The organism is Halobacillus andaensis (assembly GCF_014636475.1).
GTDB classification, from domain to species: Bacteria; Bacillota; Bacilli; order Bacillales; family Halobacillaceae; genus Halobacillus_A; species Halobacillus_A andaensis.
Genome location: NZ_BMEL01000001.1, coordinates 689505 through 705263 on the forward strand (window position 1 = coordinate 689505; position 15759 = coordinate 705263).

15 protein-coding genes are annotated in these 15759 nt (G+C 39.7%); all 15 read right to left on the bottom strand.

Features of this window, described 5'->3' with window-relative positions; genetic code table 11:
• Positions 1-2: 2 nt before the first annotated feature.
• Positions 3-1598 carry a flagellar basal-body MS-ring/collar protein FliF gene (gene fliF / locus IEV27_RS03590; RefSeq protein WP_188376078.1) on the bottom strand — a complete coding sequence of 532 codons (1596 nt, stop codon included), beginning with the start codon at positions 1596-1598 and terminating at the stop codon, positions 3-5.
• A 63-nt stretch (positions 1599-1661) separates the two neighbouring features.
• Positions 1662-1967, bottom strand: a complete 306-nt coding sequence (gene fliE, locus IEV27_RS03595; protein ID WP_188376079.1) for a flagellar hook-basal body complex protein FliE — start codon at positions 1965-1967, stop codon at positions 1662-1664.
• Positions 1968-1982: 15 nt separating this feature from the next.
• A complete protein-coding gene (gene flgC, locus IEV27_RS03600; RefSeq protein WP_188376080.1) occupies positions 1983-2441 on the bottom strand; it encodes a flagellar basal body rod protein FlgC in 459 nt (152 codons plus the stop codon).
• Positions 2442-2443: 2 nt separating this feature from the next.
• A complete protein-coding gene (flgB, locus tag IEV27_RS03605; protein ID WP_188376081.1) occupies positions 2444-2836 on the bottom strand; it encodes a flagellar basal body rod protein FlgB in 393 nt (130 codons plus the stop codon).
• Positions 2837-3458: 622 nt separating this feature from the next.
• Positions 3459-4238 (bottom strand): GTP-sensing pleiotropic transcriptional regulator CodY, encoded by a 780-nt coding sequence (gene codY, locus IEV27_RS03610; protein WP_188376082.1) that lies wholly within the window; start codon positions 4236-4238, stop codon positions 3459-3461.
• 21 nt (positions 4239-4259) lie between these two features.
• Positions 4260-5657: an ATP-dependent protease ATPase subunit HslU gene (hslU, locus tag IEV27_RS03615; protein ID WP_188376083.1), complete on the bottom strand. Its 1398-nt coding sequence runs from the start codon at positions 5655-5657 to the stop codon at positions 4260-4262.
• A 12-nt stretch (positions 5658-5669) separates the two neighbouring features.
• Positions 5670-6215 carry an ATP-dependent protease subunit HslV gene (gene hslV, locus IEV27_RS03620; RefSeq protein WP_188376084.1) on the bottom strand — a complete coding sequence of 182 codons (546 nt, stop codon included), beginning with the start codon at positions 6213-6215 and terminating at the stop codon, positions 5670-5672.
• Between the two features lie 12 nt (positions 6216-6227).
• Complete coding sequence (xerC, locus tag IEV27_RS03625) at positions 6228-7136, bottom strand: tyrosine recombinase XerC (RefSeq protein WP_188376085.1); 909 nt, start codon at positions 7134-7136, stop codon at positions 6228-6230.
• A 276-nt stretch (positions 7137-7412) separates the two neighbouring features.
• Positions 7413-9488 (bottom strand): type I DNA topoisomerase, encoded by a 2076-nt coding sequence (topA, locus tag IEV27_RS03630; protein ID WP_188376086.1) that lies wholly within the window; start codon positions 9486-9488, stop codon positions 7413-7415.
• A 156-nt stretch (positions 9489-9644) separates the two neighbouring features.
• Positions 9645-10523 carry a DNA-processing protein DprA gene (gene dprA / locus IEV27_RS03635; protein ID WP_188376087.1) on the bottom strand — a complete coding sequence of 293 codons (879 nt, stop codon included), beginning with the start codon at positions 10521-10523 and terminating at the stop codon, positions 9645-9647.
• A gap of 73 nt (positions 10524-10596) precedes the next feature.
• Complete coding sequence (gene sucD, locus IEV27_RS03640) at positions 10597-11499, bottom strand: succinate--CoA ligase subunit alpha (protein ID WP_188376088.1); 903 nt, start codon at positions 11497-11499, stop codon at positions 10597-10599.
• A 16-nt stretch (positions 11500-11515) separates the two neighbouring features.
• A complete protein-coding gene (gene sucC / locus IEV27_RS03645; RefSeq protein ID WP_188376089.1) occupies positions 11516-12676 on the bottom strand; it encodes an ADP-forming succinate--CoA ligase subunit beta in 1161 nt (386 codons plus the stop codon).
• 132 nt (positions 12677-12808) lie between these two features.
• On the bottom strand, positions 12809-13081 hold the full coding sequence (locus IEV27_RS03650; RefSeq protein ID WP_188376090.1) for an EscU/YscU/HrcU family type III secretion system export apparatus switch protein: 273 nt from the start codon (positions 13079-13081) through the stop codon (positions 12809-12811).
• Positions 13078-14925 carry a TP0910 N-terminal domain-containing protein gene (locus tag IEV27_RS03655; protein ID WP_188376091.1) on the bottom strand — a complete coding sequence of 616 codons (1848 nt, stop codon included), beginning with the start codon at positions 14923-14925 and terminating at the stop codon, positions 13078-13080. The genes IEV27_RS03650 and IEV27_RS03655 overlap by 4 nt, the downstream gene beginning before the upstream one ends.
• Before the next feature lie 14 nt (positions 14926-14939).
• Positions 14940-15707, bottom strand: coding sequence for a ribonuclease HII (gene rnhB, locus IEV27_RS03660; RefSeq protein WP_188376092.1), 768 nt, complete (start codon positions 15705-15707; stop codon positions 14940-14942).
• Positions 15708-15759: the final 52 nt, after the last annotated feature.

The window sequence follows — 15759 nt, forward strand, 5'->3', positions numbered from 1 at the left end:
CCTTAATCTTCAGCAATCCATGAACGCAGGAGTTTCGCAAAGTCTTCGGGTTTCTCTTTGGCCATGCGTTCAAGCTGTTTTCTTTTTACCGTTGAATCATTCTCTTTTTCTTCTATGTCGGGCACGGCTTTAGGTTTTTCTTCGATGACTTCTTCAAAAACCATCTCTTCTTCCTCTTCATTTCTGCGTTTCAGCAGTCTCCATACGAGGAAGAAGATTAGAAGCAGTAATATCCCGCCAGCTAGATAGACCCATACAGGAATTCCTTCAGATGGAGGAGTGATTTGCGGGCTTCCTTCAAACTCTTGAAAGACGATAGAAGCTTTATCAGCTGTATCAATTTCTTGATCATAGCTTCCATCAATAGAAGTTGTAATCATTGAATCCACCATCGACTGTATGCTCTCTTCAACGGTGTTTTGTTCTTGCTGAGAAAGCATTTCGACTTCTCCTTGCTCATTTTCCCCTTTTGTCGAATCTACGGCTACTTGAATCCCAAGATCCCTGACTTTAAAAGGGCTTTCCTGAATGTTTCGCTGAATTCGGTTAAATTCATTGTTGACGGTTTCTTTTGACATTTCATAGTCTCCACCGCCTTCCCCATCTTCAGCTTCATATCCAGGTACATCTTCATCACCTGTACCAGCCGTTCCTCCTACAGGGGTCCCTCCCTCATAAGCTTCTTCAATTCGTTCTACACTAACAGGAAGACCCTCCATTGTTTCCTCATCGACAGGCTCGACCAAATCTTCCGTACGATTTTCTTGTGTAAAATCAATGTCAGCCGTTACGGAAGCTACTACCTTGTCCTGGCCGACCATAGTGCCGAGCATTTTTTGTAAACGCTGCTGAATATCTCTCTCTATATCTTCTTTTACACCTTGCTGATATGTATAAGCGTCTGAACTATTCGCATTTTCTGAATTATTTATGTCAAAATAGTTGAAATTTTGATCCATGATGACGATATCATCATTAGAAAGGTTAGGAACAGACTTCGAAGCTAAGTTATAAAGGGTTTCAACTTGATCGTTTTGAATATCATGGCCAGGCTTTACATTCAATACGATAGAAGCTGAAGCTGTTTGATTTGAATCTGAAACAAACACTTCTTCTTCAGGAACGTTAATCATTACGTCGGCCCCATCAATACCAGCGATCCCTGTCATTAAGCTGGCAAGTTCCGATTGCATGGCATCTACCTTAATGACCTCAAATTCATTATCTGTCATGCCCCAGGAAACATTATCACTAAAGAATCCATAATCAATATTTCCGCTGTCTGGGATACCAGCAGCTGCTAAATCTACTATTAATGATTCAGCCTGGGCTTCAGGAACATGAACAGTAGTTCCACCAGAGTCCAACTCATACGCAATGCCTCTAGCGTCTAATTCTTCCTTTACCTGCCCGACCTCCTGCAGAGATAGATCACGATATAAAGGGACCATATTGGAACTGGTGGCGAATATGCTTGCGATTGATACCAATAATATAAACGCTGCAACAGTCCCTATTAGTAGACCTTTTTGTTTTTTGCTTCGTTCGTTCCAAAACGAAGTCGCTTTACTTTTATAAATTTTTAATTTTTCTTTCATAATTGCCCCCACAAAAAGCACAATATTCGAGAATATGTATATCAACTAGTTAAATAGTGATCGTTAAACTTGCATTCTCATAATTTCCTTGTATGCATCGACTACTTTATTTCGTATTTCAATGGAAGTTTGAGTGGTGATGCTAGCTTTCTCAGAAGCAACCATTACCTCATGTAAATCATCAACTTCACCATTCGCTAAAGCCTTAGTCAGATCATCAGAGGCTTTGTTAGCGTTGTTCACATTTTCAACTGCTGTTTTTAAATGATCTGCAAATTGAGAGTGTGCCTCTGCAGGGCTATTTAACTTTGAAGCAGTTTGATCCGAAGCTTGTATTTGGTTAGTGGATAATGGAGTGGTATTTATCATAAGTCTGCCTCCTTTTTACTTGCCGATTTCGAGTGCTTTCATTAGCATGCCTTTTGAAGCATTCATTGAAGTTACATTTGCTTCATAGGACCGAGTCGCACTCATCATATCAACGGTTTCTTTAAGTGGATCTACATTCGGCATCTGTACATAGCCGTCTTCATTAGCGTCAGGGTGACTCGGATTATAAACTTGTTTGAATGGTTCCTCATCATCGAGAATTTCGGTAGCCTTTACCCCATTTTTACCAGTAGAGGATGAGCCAGCCTGCGCTTTTTCTAAGAATGAGCCAAAGGACTGGTCTTTTGGTTGAAACTCAACCATTTTTCTACGGTAAGGCTCCCACTCCCCATTTTCATTAACTGTAGCGCGAGTGGAGTCTGCATTTGCCATGTTGGATGAAGCAGTGTCCATTCGAAGGCGTTGTGCCGTTAGTCCACTGGCACTTGCGTTCATGGAATTAAAAATACTCATGCTTAGTTCCCTCCCTTAATTACACTTTCAAGACTGTTAAATTTGCCGCTTAATCGATCAACCAGCGCTTGATATTGGATTTGATTTTTAGCTAAGTCGTTCATCTCCTTATCGATGTCGACATTGTTTCCGTTATGATTGTATGTAGTACCTTCATTACGAATCGTAGTGATTTGATTATCTTTAGTAGAATTAAACGGTAAATGTCGTTCATTGGTACGCTTCGCTTGCAACCCATTTATTTCCCCTTCTAATACTTCCTTAAAAGCAACATCTTTCGCTTTATAACCAGGAGTGTCCACGTTTGCTATGTTATCGGATATGGCTGCATTTTTTTTAGTAGAGAAGTTTAAAGAGTTCTCTAGTGTGGTAAAGGTATCACTAAATAGGTTCAAGACATTCCCTCCCGTATCTTCTAGATTGTTTTGACAAACGAATAAACTTTATTTTAAGAAAAATTGTACAACGCGTCTATTCTAATTTTATTAATTTTTCCATTTGCAGGACAAAAGAACATTTAGACCTAGTCTTAAAGTTTTGATTTGTCGGTAATTATTTCTATTTGTCGAAAAAACTACTATAAAGAACATTATTACACAATTATGCGGTAAAATAAATTGGATTTTTAAACATATTAAAAAAGCTACAAAAGAATGATAAGTGCGGTCTTATTTCTCTGTTATTTTACAGTTACTCCCATAATTTTAGGACTTACCTAATAAAAATAAAAAAAATTGGTACATAAGTAAATCAGCGATATTAAAAATCGTATATTTCGTGTGAACGCAGATCATTAGCGTAGTCAAAATTCGAAGACTCCTGTGGGAACAGCACGAGTCTCAGCTTCCTCAGAAAGCGCTCTATGCTTTCCGAGGAAGCTGAGACCGCGCCCACGGAATGTTAAGTATTTTAACGGAGCGATGGTGTGAATTCTCTTTAACATAAATAATCCGAACTGATTCCTACAGAATCGTTCGGATTATTTTATGCTTTATTCAGTTTTGTCACAGTCTGTTATTAATTGGCGCGTAATTTTTGCAATTCTACTAGGAAATTGTTGTTTAATACTTTAATATACGTCCCTTTCATCCCAAGAGAACGTGATTCGATAACCCCAGCACTTTCTAGTTTACGAAGAGCATTTACAATTACAGAACGCGTGATTCCTACTCTATCCGCAATCTTACTGGCAACAAGAAGTCCTTCATTTCCTTCCAGTTCTTCAAAAATATGTTCAATCGCTTCTAACTCACTATAAGATAATGAACTAATTGCCATTTGAACAACCGCTTTATTACGAGCTTCTTGCTCAATTTCTTCTGTCTTTTCATGTAGAATTTCCATACCCACAACGGTAGCCCCGTACTCAGCTAAAAGCAGATCATCTTCGTTAAAGCTTTCATTTAAGCGACTGAGAATAAGTGTACCTAGTCTCTGTCCGCCACCGATAATAGGAACAATCGTTGTTAATCCCTCTTCAAACAATTCTCTGTTTTCCACTGGAAAAGCCGTGTACTCACTATCGATATCGAGGTTCGGAGTTGTCTCTTGAATATTGAATAAATTCTGAGTGTATTCCTGCGGAAAGCGTCTTTCTGAAAGCATAGCCTTCATTCTTTCATTTTCAATCTCTTGTTTGATCGCAAACCCCAACAGCTTACCTCTACGGCTCAATACAAATGTATTTGCTCCAATGACATCTCTTAATGTTGCCGACATATCATTAAAGTCCACCGATTTCCCAGTTGTTTTTTGCAGCATTGCGTTAATTCTTCTTGCGCGGTTTAATAATTCCATTGTTCTTCCTCCTTACAAATCTTAAAGTATAAATCTGCTTAAATCTTTATTTTTAACAATTGTAGATAGTTTACTTTCTACATATTGAGGGGTTATTTCAATTGTTTCAAGGGTGACATCAGGCGCTTCAAAAGAAAGATCCTCTAGTAATTTTTCTAAGATCGTATGCAGACGGCGTGCGCCAATGTTATCTGTCTCCTGGTTTACCTCATAAGCTATTTCAGCCAATCTAGTTATAGCATCGTCAGAAAATTCAACCTTTATACCTTCTGTTTCAAGAAGTGCTTTATATTGTTTCAATAATGCATTTGATGGCTCTACTAAAATATTACGGAAATCTTCTACCGTCAACTTCTGCAATTCAACCCGAATAGGGAAACGGCCTTGAAGCTCTGGAATTAAATCTGAAGGTTTAGCCATATGAAATGCACCAGCGGCTATAAATAAAATATGATCGGTCGAGACAGGTCCATATTTTGTGACAATCGTTGATCCTTCAATAATAGGAAGGATGTCTCGTTGTACGCCTTCTCTCGAAACATTTGCTTGGTTTTCACCTTTTGCAGCCACTTTATCAATTTCATCAATAAAGATCATTCCCGACTGCTCTACCTTTTCTACCGCTTCTTGGCCAACCTCATCCATATCCACTAACTTTTGAGCTTCTTCCTGAGTTAACACTTTTCTCGCTTTAGATACGGTAAGTTTTCTTTTCTTCTTATTCTTCGGCATAAATTGACTGAAGGCATCTTGCATATTCATGCCCATCTGTTCCATTCCCGAGCCCTGGAGCATATCAAACATAGAAGATTGGGATTCTTCGACTTCTACCGTCACCATATGGTCTTCAAGCTCTCCAAGCTCCAATTGGTGCTTGATACGGCTTCGTTTCGTTTCCACTTCAGCATCTTCATTCGCTTGATCAGACGCGGTCGTCTCTTGATCACCTTGTTGAAAAAGCATTTCAAAAGGATTTTTCATTGTGTTGCCCTGCTTTTTCTTCGATGGCACAAGTAATTTCACCAGCCGCTTGTTGGCTTGCTCTTCCGCACGGTCTTTTACAGCTTCCATTTTTTCTTCTTTTACCATGCGAACGGCCATTTCGACCAGGTCCCGTACCATAGATTCTACGTCGCGTCCTACATACCCTACTTCGGTAAACTTAGTAGCTTCTACTTTTACAAAAGGCGCACCTACAAGTTTAGCCAGTCTTCTAGCAACCTCTGTCTTACCGACACCTGTAGGACCCATCATTAGAATATTTTTAGGAACGACTTCATTCTTTAAATCATCGGTTAGCTGCATGCGGCGATATCGATTTCGAAGAGCTACTGCTACGGATCGTTTCGCATCTGTCTGACCTATAATATATTGATCCAATCGCTCAACGATTTGTTTAGGTGTTAATTTAATGGACACGATGCAAACCTCCTATTCCAAAACCTCTAACGTAATATGGTTATTCGTAAACACACAAATTTCTCCAGCTATTTCTAGTGAAGCACGCGCGATATCTTCGGCTGACTGTTCTGAAGAATATCTTTTTAATGCGCGGCCTGCACTAAGAGCATAGTTCCCTCCTGAACCAATGGCTAATATTCCATCGTCCGGTTCTATGACTTCCCCAGTACCTGACACTAAAAACATTTTATCTTTATTCATGACGATTAACATCGCTTCAAGCTTACGTAGAACTTGATCACTGCGCCATTCTTTTGCCAGTTCTACCGAAGCTCTCGCTAAATTTCCATCATATGCTTCCAGTTTGGCTTCGAATTTTTCAAAAAGCGTAAATGCATCGGCCACAGAACCTGCAAAGCCAGCCAATACTTCATCATTAAATAATTTTCGTACTTTTACGGCTTTATGCTTCATGACTACTTGGTTGCCAAGCGTCACTTGACCGTCTCCGCTCATCGCAGCTTTACCTTTATGCTGCACAGCAAATATCGTAGTTGCATGAAATTGACGATCCATTCCATCACCTCATCATTTATTAGCGCGAGGATGACTATTCATATATACATGACGGAGTCGATCCTTCGTTACGTGCGTGTAAATTTGCGTTGAAGATAAATGTTCATGCCCCAGTAACTCCTGAACAGAACGTAAGTCTGCACCTTCATTAAGCAAATGGGTTGCAAATGTATGCCTAAGCTTATGCGGATGGATATCTACCGTTAAAGCTGCGTCCTCTACCATTTTATTTAAAATGGTTCGAATGCCTCTGGCTGTTAACGGTCCTCCTCGAGCATTAAGAAAAACACGTGACGTTCCTTCTGTTTTTTCACTTTGAAGATCGGGACGCCCTTCATGTAAGTATGTTGTTAAAGCGTCAAAAGCAAACTGCCCAAATGGTACATATCGCTCTTTACGCCCCTTCCCTCTAACGAGAAGGGTGGATAAAGAGAAATCGATATCCCCTTGCTCTAACTGCTCGCACTCACTCACTCGCATACCTGTTCCATATAATAGCTCGATCAAAGCTTGATTACGCTGCCCTAAAGGGGTCGTCACATCGCTTACCTCAAATAAGTATTTAATTTCCTCTTCATAAAAAAATTGCGGAATAGGATTTTCACTTTTAGGCATTCGTACATTAAGAAAAGGATTTTGTTCTACTAACTTTTCTCTTTCTAAAAAACGATAAAAGCTTCTTAAGCAGGATAGCTTTCTTGAAATGCTTCTCCTTGAAAGCTGCTTATTGTGAAGTTGTGATAAATAGACCCTAATGACAGAATAATCGACTTGCTTTAACGATGCCATAGATTCAGCCTGTAAAAAATTCATAAAGTCTCGAAGGTCTTCCTTGTAGTTCGTAATCGTTAAAGAAGAAGCGTTTTTCTCAATTTGTAAATATTCAACGAATAAATTTTTTTGATGTTCGAATTCGTTCATATTTCACCTCACAAAGCGTCTAAATTTTATCACACTATTCACTAAAATAACAATTCATTTAATGAAATTGTAATAACATTCTGAATTGTTCATGACTTATTTCTATTATTATACGGCTATTGAAGTAAAAAATAAACGATTACAAATAATTACTGTCAAGTATATGTCCTTACCAAACCGTAATTATAGCTTTCCATTAGGAACGTGTCAAATATTTTCATATCATTTTTAAATAATAAAAACCTGCGGCATTATGCAACGCAGGTTTTCCTCCAGCTAGGATTGCTGTTCTTCTTTATAATCACATTCGGTACATTGAATTTGAGTACCTTTTTTCGCTTTTTTCTCAACGAGTAGTGATTCACATTTCGGACAAGGACGTGAGATCGGTTTATCCCAAGAAATAAAGTCACATTCAGGATATTGATCGCAGCCGAAAAACTTACGGTTTTTCTTACTCTTTCGTTCGACTACTTCGCCTTCTTTACATTTTGGACATGTTACATCAATTTTCTTAAGAATCGGTTTTGTATTGCGGCAATCTGGAAAGTTGGAGCAAGCGAGAAATTTCCCGTAACGCCCCATCTTGTATACCATTTCGTGACCGCATTTTTCACAATCTATGCCAGCGGGTTCATCCTTAATCTCCACATGTTCCATCTCTTTTTCAGCTTTTTCAAGTCGAGGTTGAAAGCCTTGATAGAATTGAGAGATCGTAGTTACCCAGTCCTGCTTTCCTTCTTCAATTGAATCAAGATCATCTTCCATTCCTTTTGTGAAATCTACATCAATGATCTCAGGGAAATATTCTTTTAATTGCTCTAGGACAATCTCACCAAGTTCAGTAGGCACAAATCTCTTGTTATCTAGTGCCACATACCCTCTGCGTTGAATCGTATCAAGAGTAGGAGCATAGGTCGAAGGTCGGCCGATCCCCAGTTCCTCTAGTGTTCGAACGAGACGCGCTTCTGTATAGCGGGGAGGCGGCTGAGTAAAGTGTTGATTAGGTTTAATAGCATCTGCCTTAACGTTCATCCCTTCTTCAAGGTGTGGCAGCAGCTTGTCCTTCTCTTTTTTATTATCATCACTACCTTCAATGTAAACCTTCATAAACCCTTTGAACTTCACTTCTGAACCGGTTGCTCTGAACTCAACACCTTCATTATAGAGGTGAACCGTCATCGTATCTAATACCGCTGGAGCCATCTGACTAGCAATAAATCGGTCCCATATTAGTTTATAAAGACGGTATTGATCTCTTGATAATAGACTCTTCATCGCTTTAGGGTCTCTGCTGGCTCCTGTTGGACGAATGGCTTCGTGAGCATCTTGAGCTCCACCTTGCTTCTTCTCATTATTGCTTTTCGTTAAATATTCTTTGCCAAAATTGTTTTCAATATAAGATTTCGCATCATCTTTTGCCGAATTTGAAAGCCTCGTGGAATCCGTACGCATGTAAGTGATTAAACCTGTAATTCCTTGTTTTCCTTTCAGGTCAATTCCTTCATACAGCTGTTGAGCAACCATCATCGTTTTCTTTGCTCTAAAGTTAAGCTTTCGAGCAGCTTCCTGCTGTAAAGAAGAAGTGGTAAATGGCTGAGAAGGGTTCCTTCTTCTTTCTCTCTTATTTACTTTTTCGATCGAAAACTGATCGCCTTTCATTTTGTCCTGAATTTCTTTGACATCTTCTTCTGTCTTAAGATCTTTCTTTTTCCCGTCTACTCCATAGAAAGACCCTTCAAATTTTTCTTTATCTTTTAGGAAATCTGCATCGATCGTCCAATATTCTTCTGGTTCGAATTTTTTAATTTCATTTTCACGATCAATTATGATCTTCACAGCGACCGACTGCACACGTCCTGCACTTAGTCCTTTTTTAACTTTCTTCCATAAGATCGGACTAATGTTATAACCAACTAGACGATCAAGCACGCGTCTTGCCTGCTGAGCATCTACTAAGTCAGAGTCGATGGTACGGGGCTGTTTAAATGAATCTTTAATCGCATCTTTTGTTATTTCGTTAAATACAACCCTGCATTCTGATTTTTGATCAATATCTAAACTATGAGCCAAATGCCATGCGATCGCTTCTCCTTCGCGGTCGGGGTCGGCTGCGAGATAAACACGTTTCGCTTTTTTAGCTGCTGTTTTTAATTCTTTTAGTACAGGTCCTTTTCCTCGTATCGTAATATATTTAGGTTCGAATTCATTTTCAACATCAACACCCATTTGACTTCTCGGTAAGTCTCTTACGTGTCCTAACGATGCTTTTACTTTGTATTTCTTTCCAAGGTATCGTTCAATCGTCTTTGCTTTAGCTGGTGATTCAACGATTACAAGATAATCTGCCATGTAGTTTCCTCCCATAGAGGTATTTCTGTTTTATTATATATATCACAAATCTTCCCTATTATTAAATAGAATGAAACCGTTTGTCAAACTGACATCATTATTTTATTCTTTCCATTGCAGGCTTTATCCCTCTTAAAACCTGTTTTATTAAATTTTTTAATTTTTCTCACAGTATCCTTCTAATATATCTTCATAGCTCTGTACAAGCTTGGCTCCCTGCTGAATAATATGGTGACATCCTTCGCTTGTTAACGCTCCCACAGGACCAGGAATAGCATAAATATCACGTCCCTGCTCTAAGGCCTGGTCTACTGTAATAAGTGACCCGCTTCTCATTCTAGCTTCAATCACGAGTGTTGCTTCTGAGAGGCCAGAAATAATGCGGTTTCTTTCTGGAAAATGGTACTTTTTTGGAGGCTGATCAGGAGGATATTCACTAATAATAATGTGGTTTTCCGCTAATTTGTCGAATAATTGTTGATCATTTTTGGGATACAGGTGGTGAAACCCTGACCCTATAACTGCAATCGTCTTCCCATCGTGCTCTATCGCAATTTTATGTGAATGCTGATCGACACCCATCGCCATACCGCTTACGATGGTAAAATGAGCTTGAACTAAAGGAGGAAGAATCTTATTCATAGCTGAAAAAGCATAATGAGAAGGGGTTCTCGTACCTACTACACTGAGGTTTAAGGGGGTATGGAGATGTTGAATGTTTCCAAGTGCATATAACATTAGAGGAGGATCGGGAATCGTCCGTAATGAAGGCGGATATTGCCTGTCAAAATACGTGATGTAATGATAATGGATTCTATTTTTGTCGAGTTTCTTCATTATATAGGGGTTCGTTATAAATTGATAAATCTTAGAGGATCTCGAAATAGGAATATGAATTGCTTTCGCAAATTGTTCAGGAGTAATCTGTCGAAGAGATGGAAGCAGGTCATTCACATTCAAGATTTTTCTCAATAAAGAACGTGTGACTTGTGGACATTCATGAAGAGCAATAAGATTTTCTTTTAATACATTCATCCATATGCCTCGTTTCTACAAGAATTTAATTATAGGGAAAACCGTGCCTAAGTTAGGCACGGTTTTCTATTTATTAATGAGTTTTACAAGTCTCAAAGAGGTTTGCTTTCTTTAAAACATCAATGAGTGTTTCACCCATAACAGAAGGGGTTTCGGCAACTTCAATTCCGCATTCATTCATGACGCGAATCTTTTCGTCTGCCGTTCCTTTACCGCCGGAAATAATCGCACCAGCATGCCCCATGCGTTTTCCTGGAGGTGCTGTACGACCGCCGATAAAGCCTACTACAGGTTTTTCCATATTGGCTTTTACCCATTCAGCTGCTTCTTCCTCAGCCGTACCGCCAATTTCACCGATCATAATAACCGCTTTCGTGTCGTCATCTTCATTGAATGCTTTAAGCACGTCAATAAAGTCCGTACCGTTTACAGGGTCTCCACCAATACCAACAGCTGTAGACTGTCCCAGCCCAGCTTCAGATAGCTGATGAACAGCCTCATAAGTTAATGTACCGGAACGAGATACGACACCTACATGACCTTTTTTATGGATGTACCCAGGCATGATTCCAATTTTACACTCATCAGGTGTGATGACACCAGGGCAGTTAGGACCTACCAGACGTGTCTTCTTACCTTCCATGTAACGTTTCACTTTAACCATATCAAGTACTGGAATATGCTCTGTAATACAGATCGCCAGATCCAACTCCGCATCTGTTGCTTCCATAATGGCATCTGCAGCAAATGGAGCAGGTACATAAATTACGGAGGCTGTAGCTCCAGTCTTCTCAACAGCTTCAGATACAGTATTAAATACCGGAATACCTTCTACTTCTGTTCCACCTTTACCAGGTGTAACCCCACCTACAATTTGAGTTCCATATTCGACCATCTGTTTCGTATGAAAAAGGGCTGTTGAACCAGTAATCCCTTGAACAATTACTTTTGTATCCTTATTAATAAATACACTCATTCTATTCCCCGCCTTTCTACTTCACTAGTTCTACGATTTTTTGTGCACCGTTTGCCATGGAATCTGCTGAAGTAATATTTAGTCCAGATTCATCAAGAATTTTCTTGCCAGCTTCTACGTTTGTTCCCTCTAGTCTTACTACAAGAGGTAGTGTTAGTCCAATTTGTTTCGTTGCTTCAACAACACCTTCAGCAATAATGTCACACTTCATAATTCCGCCAAAAATATTGACGAAAATTCCTTTAACATTATCATCTGACAAAATAATTTTGAACGCTTCCGTTACTTTTTCCGTAGTTGCTCCGCCTCCAACATCTAAGAAGTTGGCAGGATCTCCTTTATAGTGCTTAATCGTATCCATAGTTGCCATAGCAAGACCTGCACCATTAACCATGCAGCCGATGTTTCCATCAAGTGCAATGTAGCTTAAGTCATACTTAGATGCTTCAATTTCTTTTGGATCTTCTTCATCTAGGTCACGTAACTCAGCTACGTCTTTTTGACGATACAGTGCATTATCATCGAAGTTTAACTTAGAGTCTAATGCGAGAACATCTCCGTCTCCAGTTGTAACAAGCGGGTTAATTTCCGCAATGGAGCAATCCTTTTGCACGAAAACGTCATAAAGTCCGAGCATAAATTTAACCGCTTTCCCAAGTGCTTCTTTTGGAATGTTAATGTTAAATGCTAAACGGCGTGCTTGGAAAGGCGTTAATCCTGTTACAGGATCAATCACTTCCTTAAAAATCTTCTCAGGCGTTTTTTCTGCTACTTCTTCAATTTCTGTTCCGCCCTCTTCTGATGCCATCATCGTTACCTTACTAGTCGCACGGTCTAATACTAATCCGACATAATATTCGCTCTTAATGTCGCATCCTTCTTCGATTAGTAAGCGCTTAACTTCTTTACCTTCAGGACCGGTCTGATGGGTTACAAGCGTTTTACCTAGTATTTCGTCAGCGTATGTACGCACTTCGTCAAGATTCTTTGCAATCTTAACTCCACCGGCTTTTCCACGTCCGCCTGCATGGATTTGTGCTTTTACTACAGTGACACTGCTATCTAGCTTTTTAGCTGCTTCAACAGCTTCATCTACTGAATATGCCACATGGCCTTTTGGCACTGGAACGCCAAAATCGCTCATAATTTGTTTTCCTTGATACTCATGAATATTCATGTTTCATCCTCCCATCAAATTTCACTGCATTATCATTGTATAAAAAAAAGTCATCAATTGTCCACACTAACCTGTTTTTCTGTCGAAAAACTCAAATTAGTTTACTGACAACATATTATGTAAACAGAGGTTTTACTTCTGCTGGATCTCCTGATCTGTTTGATAAATAAAAGCAAATACTTCCGCAACTACGTGATAGAGTTCCTCAGGAATTTGCTCATGAATGTTTAACTGTGCTAAAAGCTCCACTAACGTGCCGTCTTCTTGAATAGGAACTCCCGCTTCTCTCGCCTTATCTAAAATGTTTTCAGCTACATAACCTTTCCCTTTGGCTAACACTTTAGGAGCCGTTTGCTGCTCAGACTCATACCCCAGGGCCACCGCTTGTTTTCTTTTTTGATTCATATCTTTACGTCCACTCCTGATTGGTCCAGTTTATAGGAAGAGTGCGCTTGGTTATTTGCATTTGCCACTCCTTGCTTTAAATTAATTGAAATCAACTGATATCCTAATTGCTCAATACCTGTTTTCATTGCTTCTTTATGCTTCTTAATAGCAGAAGAAACCGACTCATGTTCATTATATATGGTTACCTTTACTTTGCGCTCCACAATCATTAAGTCGATCACTGTCTCGCTCATCTGTTCTAATTGAAGATAAAACATAATTCGACAAGAGTCCGAGTCAATCTCTCCATTTTTATTTTTCTTACTTTCAAAATGGACAAACGCATCCTCTTTCATCCCCATTAGCTCGCCTGGTAGCTGCATAGACAATTGCAGCATCTGAGTCGATTCCTGTTGAGCAGCTAGCTGCACACCATTAAGCAGGTGCATGGCGGTTCTCATACTCTCACTTTTGGCGGCTCCATTGTCTTGCAGCCCTTGTACAATTAATGATTTTAATGTAGGCTGTGCTTGTTCTTTATCCCTGAGCCATGACGCTTCATCCTGAACTCCTGATAGGTGCACCATCGAATTTATTTTTAATAAAAATGCCTCTTTGCTTACGGCAGAATCCATGATACTCCCTTTTAACGTCCATTCTATTAACTGAGGCTTGTGAATATCAGCAACTTGTCGTTGAAGGATCGTTTGCAGTTTATGAATCACTTGCTCAGATAATCTATGGTTCGAGTCTGCATATTTAATAAATTGTTCTACTTGTTTTACTAACTGTGGCAATTCTTCACCTGCAGCTGTTTGCAGCTTAGTAAAGACAGCTCGGTGCTCTAACCACTGATGGGTATGAGTGAGCATTGCAGCATTAGGTTTGCCATCTGGCCGTAAGAGAGCAGCCGTTTGATTCACCCATTCGGATAACGCATGCAGTTCTTTTGATGTAAGAGGAAGCTGCTCCTTAAGTAACGAGGATAAACGATCTTTTAGTACTGTTTCATTCGCCAAGTAAGAAAATGGAAGCTTGCGCGCGTCCACATGATGTAAAAGGTCAGCCGCTTCTTCCAACGAGAGAGAAGTGGTCAGAGAATGGCCTAGCCAGCTTGCCCCCTGTTGTTTAAATGTTGCATATGTAAGGTCTTGAGGTAAAGCATGTGCTTGCTTTAATAATGAAAAAGTGGTTTGACTGCCTAGAGAAAGGTCTCTAATGACTTGACTGGTCACCGCTTGTTTCAACGACAGGGAACCTTGCTTTCCTGATAACATGGAGGCCAGATCGTTGAGGCGTTGATTGTGGTTTTTTTCCTCTGCCATGTTAGAAAACACGTGAGAGAGTGTAATCGACTCTCTCGCTTTTAAAGCTGCAAACACGCTTTCCTTTATCGGGTATTGGTTTTCTAGCATTTGTTGAAGTACTTCTTTGGTTTTTGGTTCAGCTCCTTCTTTTTTCAAAATAGTTAGTGCAGCAGAAAGAGCTTGTTTTGTAAAAGGCATCCCTTCCTTGGTAATCTTTTGAAGCATAGCCATATTGGCTTTTGTAGGTTTTTGATCCATAGCTTTTAGCAGATGCAGCAAGCCTTCATTTGAATGAGCGGGCTTAGATGACATAACTTTAAGTAATGGAGGCTCTCCTAACTGTTTAACTTGAAGCAAGTATCTTTCCCCATTCGTTAGAGATGTTTCGAGCTGAGCTTTTATAGTTTGACTTCCAAGCTGAACAACCGCTTGGTTTTTAGGAAGAATATCAACCACCTTTGCGGATATAAACTGCCCTTCCCTAAGAAGAGGAGTTCCCTCTTTTTTAGCTTTTTGATGCAAGGATTGAAATAAAGCAGCTATTGTTGAGCTCATATCGACTACACCTCTTATAAAAGTATACGTTCCTTAACTGGGGCAAAACTTTTTCGATGATGAGGGGTAACTCCGTGCGTCTTTAAAGCATCTAGATGATTCTTCGTTCCATATCCTTGATTCAAATCGAAATCATAGGATGGATACTCCCACGAAAGTTCCTTCATAAAGCGATCCCTCGATACCTTAGCCATAATGCTGGCAGCAGCGATAGATACGCTTCTTTGATCCCCTTTAACAATCGATTCTTGCTCACAAGAAATCGCCTCTACCTTCATCGCATCGATTAACAATTGATCCGGTTTTTCACTCAGCTGATCAACAGCCCTTTGCATGGCAAGCTTTGTGGCCCGGTAAATGTTTAGGTGATCAATTTCTTCACTAGTCACCATGCCTACACCTACATCTGCATTTTCTTGAATATATTCGTAATATTCTTCACGTTTATGTACAGATAATTGCTTTGAATCGTAAAGCCCTTCTAAGAAAAAATCATCTGGCAAAATCACGGCTCCTGCAACAACCGGCCCAGCTAATGGTCCCCGGCCTGCTTCATCAATCCCTGCAATACACCTTTTTCCTTTTTCCTTATAATAATTTTCAAAGGAGAGCATCTCTTCAAAACGCTCCTTGAGCCTTTTTTTCTCTTCCATTTTCCGATCATGCTGGGCCACGATATGTTTCACACCTTTTCTTTCATCAAGACGAAACGCTTCCAGTTCGGATTCTGTTATTTCCCCAGATTGAAATCGATGTTTAATTTCCTTTATTGTCGGCTTCATATTTCTCACTCCATTAATCTTTATATCGGCTTCTTTATCCTGTTATAAACAA

Coding starts and splice junctions, on each gene's coding strand:
- fliF (WP_188376078.1), bottom strand. CDS start 1,598: ATGAAAGAAAAATTAAAAATTTATAAAAGTAAAGCGACTTCGTTTTGG.
- IEV27_RS03655 (WP_188376091.1), bottom strand. CDS start 14,925: ATGAGCTCAACAATAGCTGCTTTATTTCAATCCTTGCATCAAAAAGCT.
- topA (WP_188376086.1), bottom strand. CDS start 9,488: ATGGCAGATTATCTTGTAATCGTTGAATCACCAGCTAAAGCAAAGACG.
- fliE (WP_188376079.1), bottom strand. CDS start 1,967: ATGATAAATACCACTCCATTATCCACTAACCAAATACAAGCTTCGGAT.
- codY (WP_188376082.1), bottom strand. CDS start 4,238: ATGGAATTATTAAACCGCGCAAGAAGAATTAACGCAATGCTGCAAAAA.
- hslV (WP_188376084.1), bottom strand. CDS start 6,215: ATGGATCGTCAATTTCATGCAACTACGATATTTGCTGTGCAGCATAAA.
- sucC (WP_188376089.1), bottom strand. CDS start 12,676: ATGAATATTCATGAGTATCAAGGAAAACAAATTATGAGCGATTTTGGC.
- dprA (WP_188376087.1), bottom strand. CDS start 10,523: ATGAATGTATTAAAAGAAAATCTTATTGCTCTTCATGAATGTCCACAA.
- rnhB (WP_188376092.1), bottom strand. CDS start 15,707: ATGAAGCCGACAATAAAGGAAATTAAACATCGATTTCAATCTGGGGAA.
- IEV27_RS03650 (WP_188376090.1), bottom strand. CDS start 13,081: ATGAATCAAAAAAGAAAACAAGCGGTGGCCCTGGGGTATGAGTCTGAG.
- flgC (WP_188376080.1), bottom strand. CDS start 2,441: ATGAGTATTTTTAATTCCATGAACGCAAGTGCCAGTGGACTAACGGCA.
- sucD (WP_188376088.1), bottom strand. CDS start 11,499: ATGAGTGTATTTATTAATAAGGATACAAAAGTAATTGTTCAAGGGATT.
- xerC (WP_188376085.1), bottom strand. CDS start 7,136: ATGAACGAATTCGAACATCAAAAAAATTTATTCGTTGAATATTTACAA.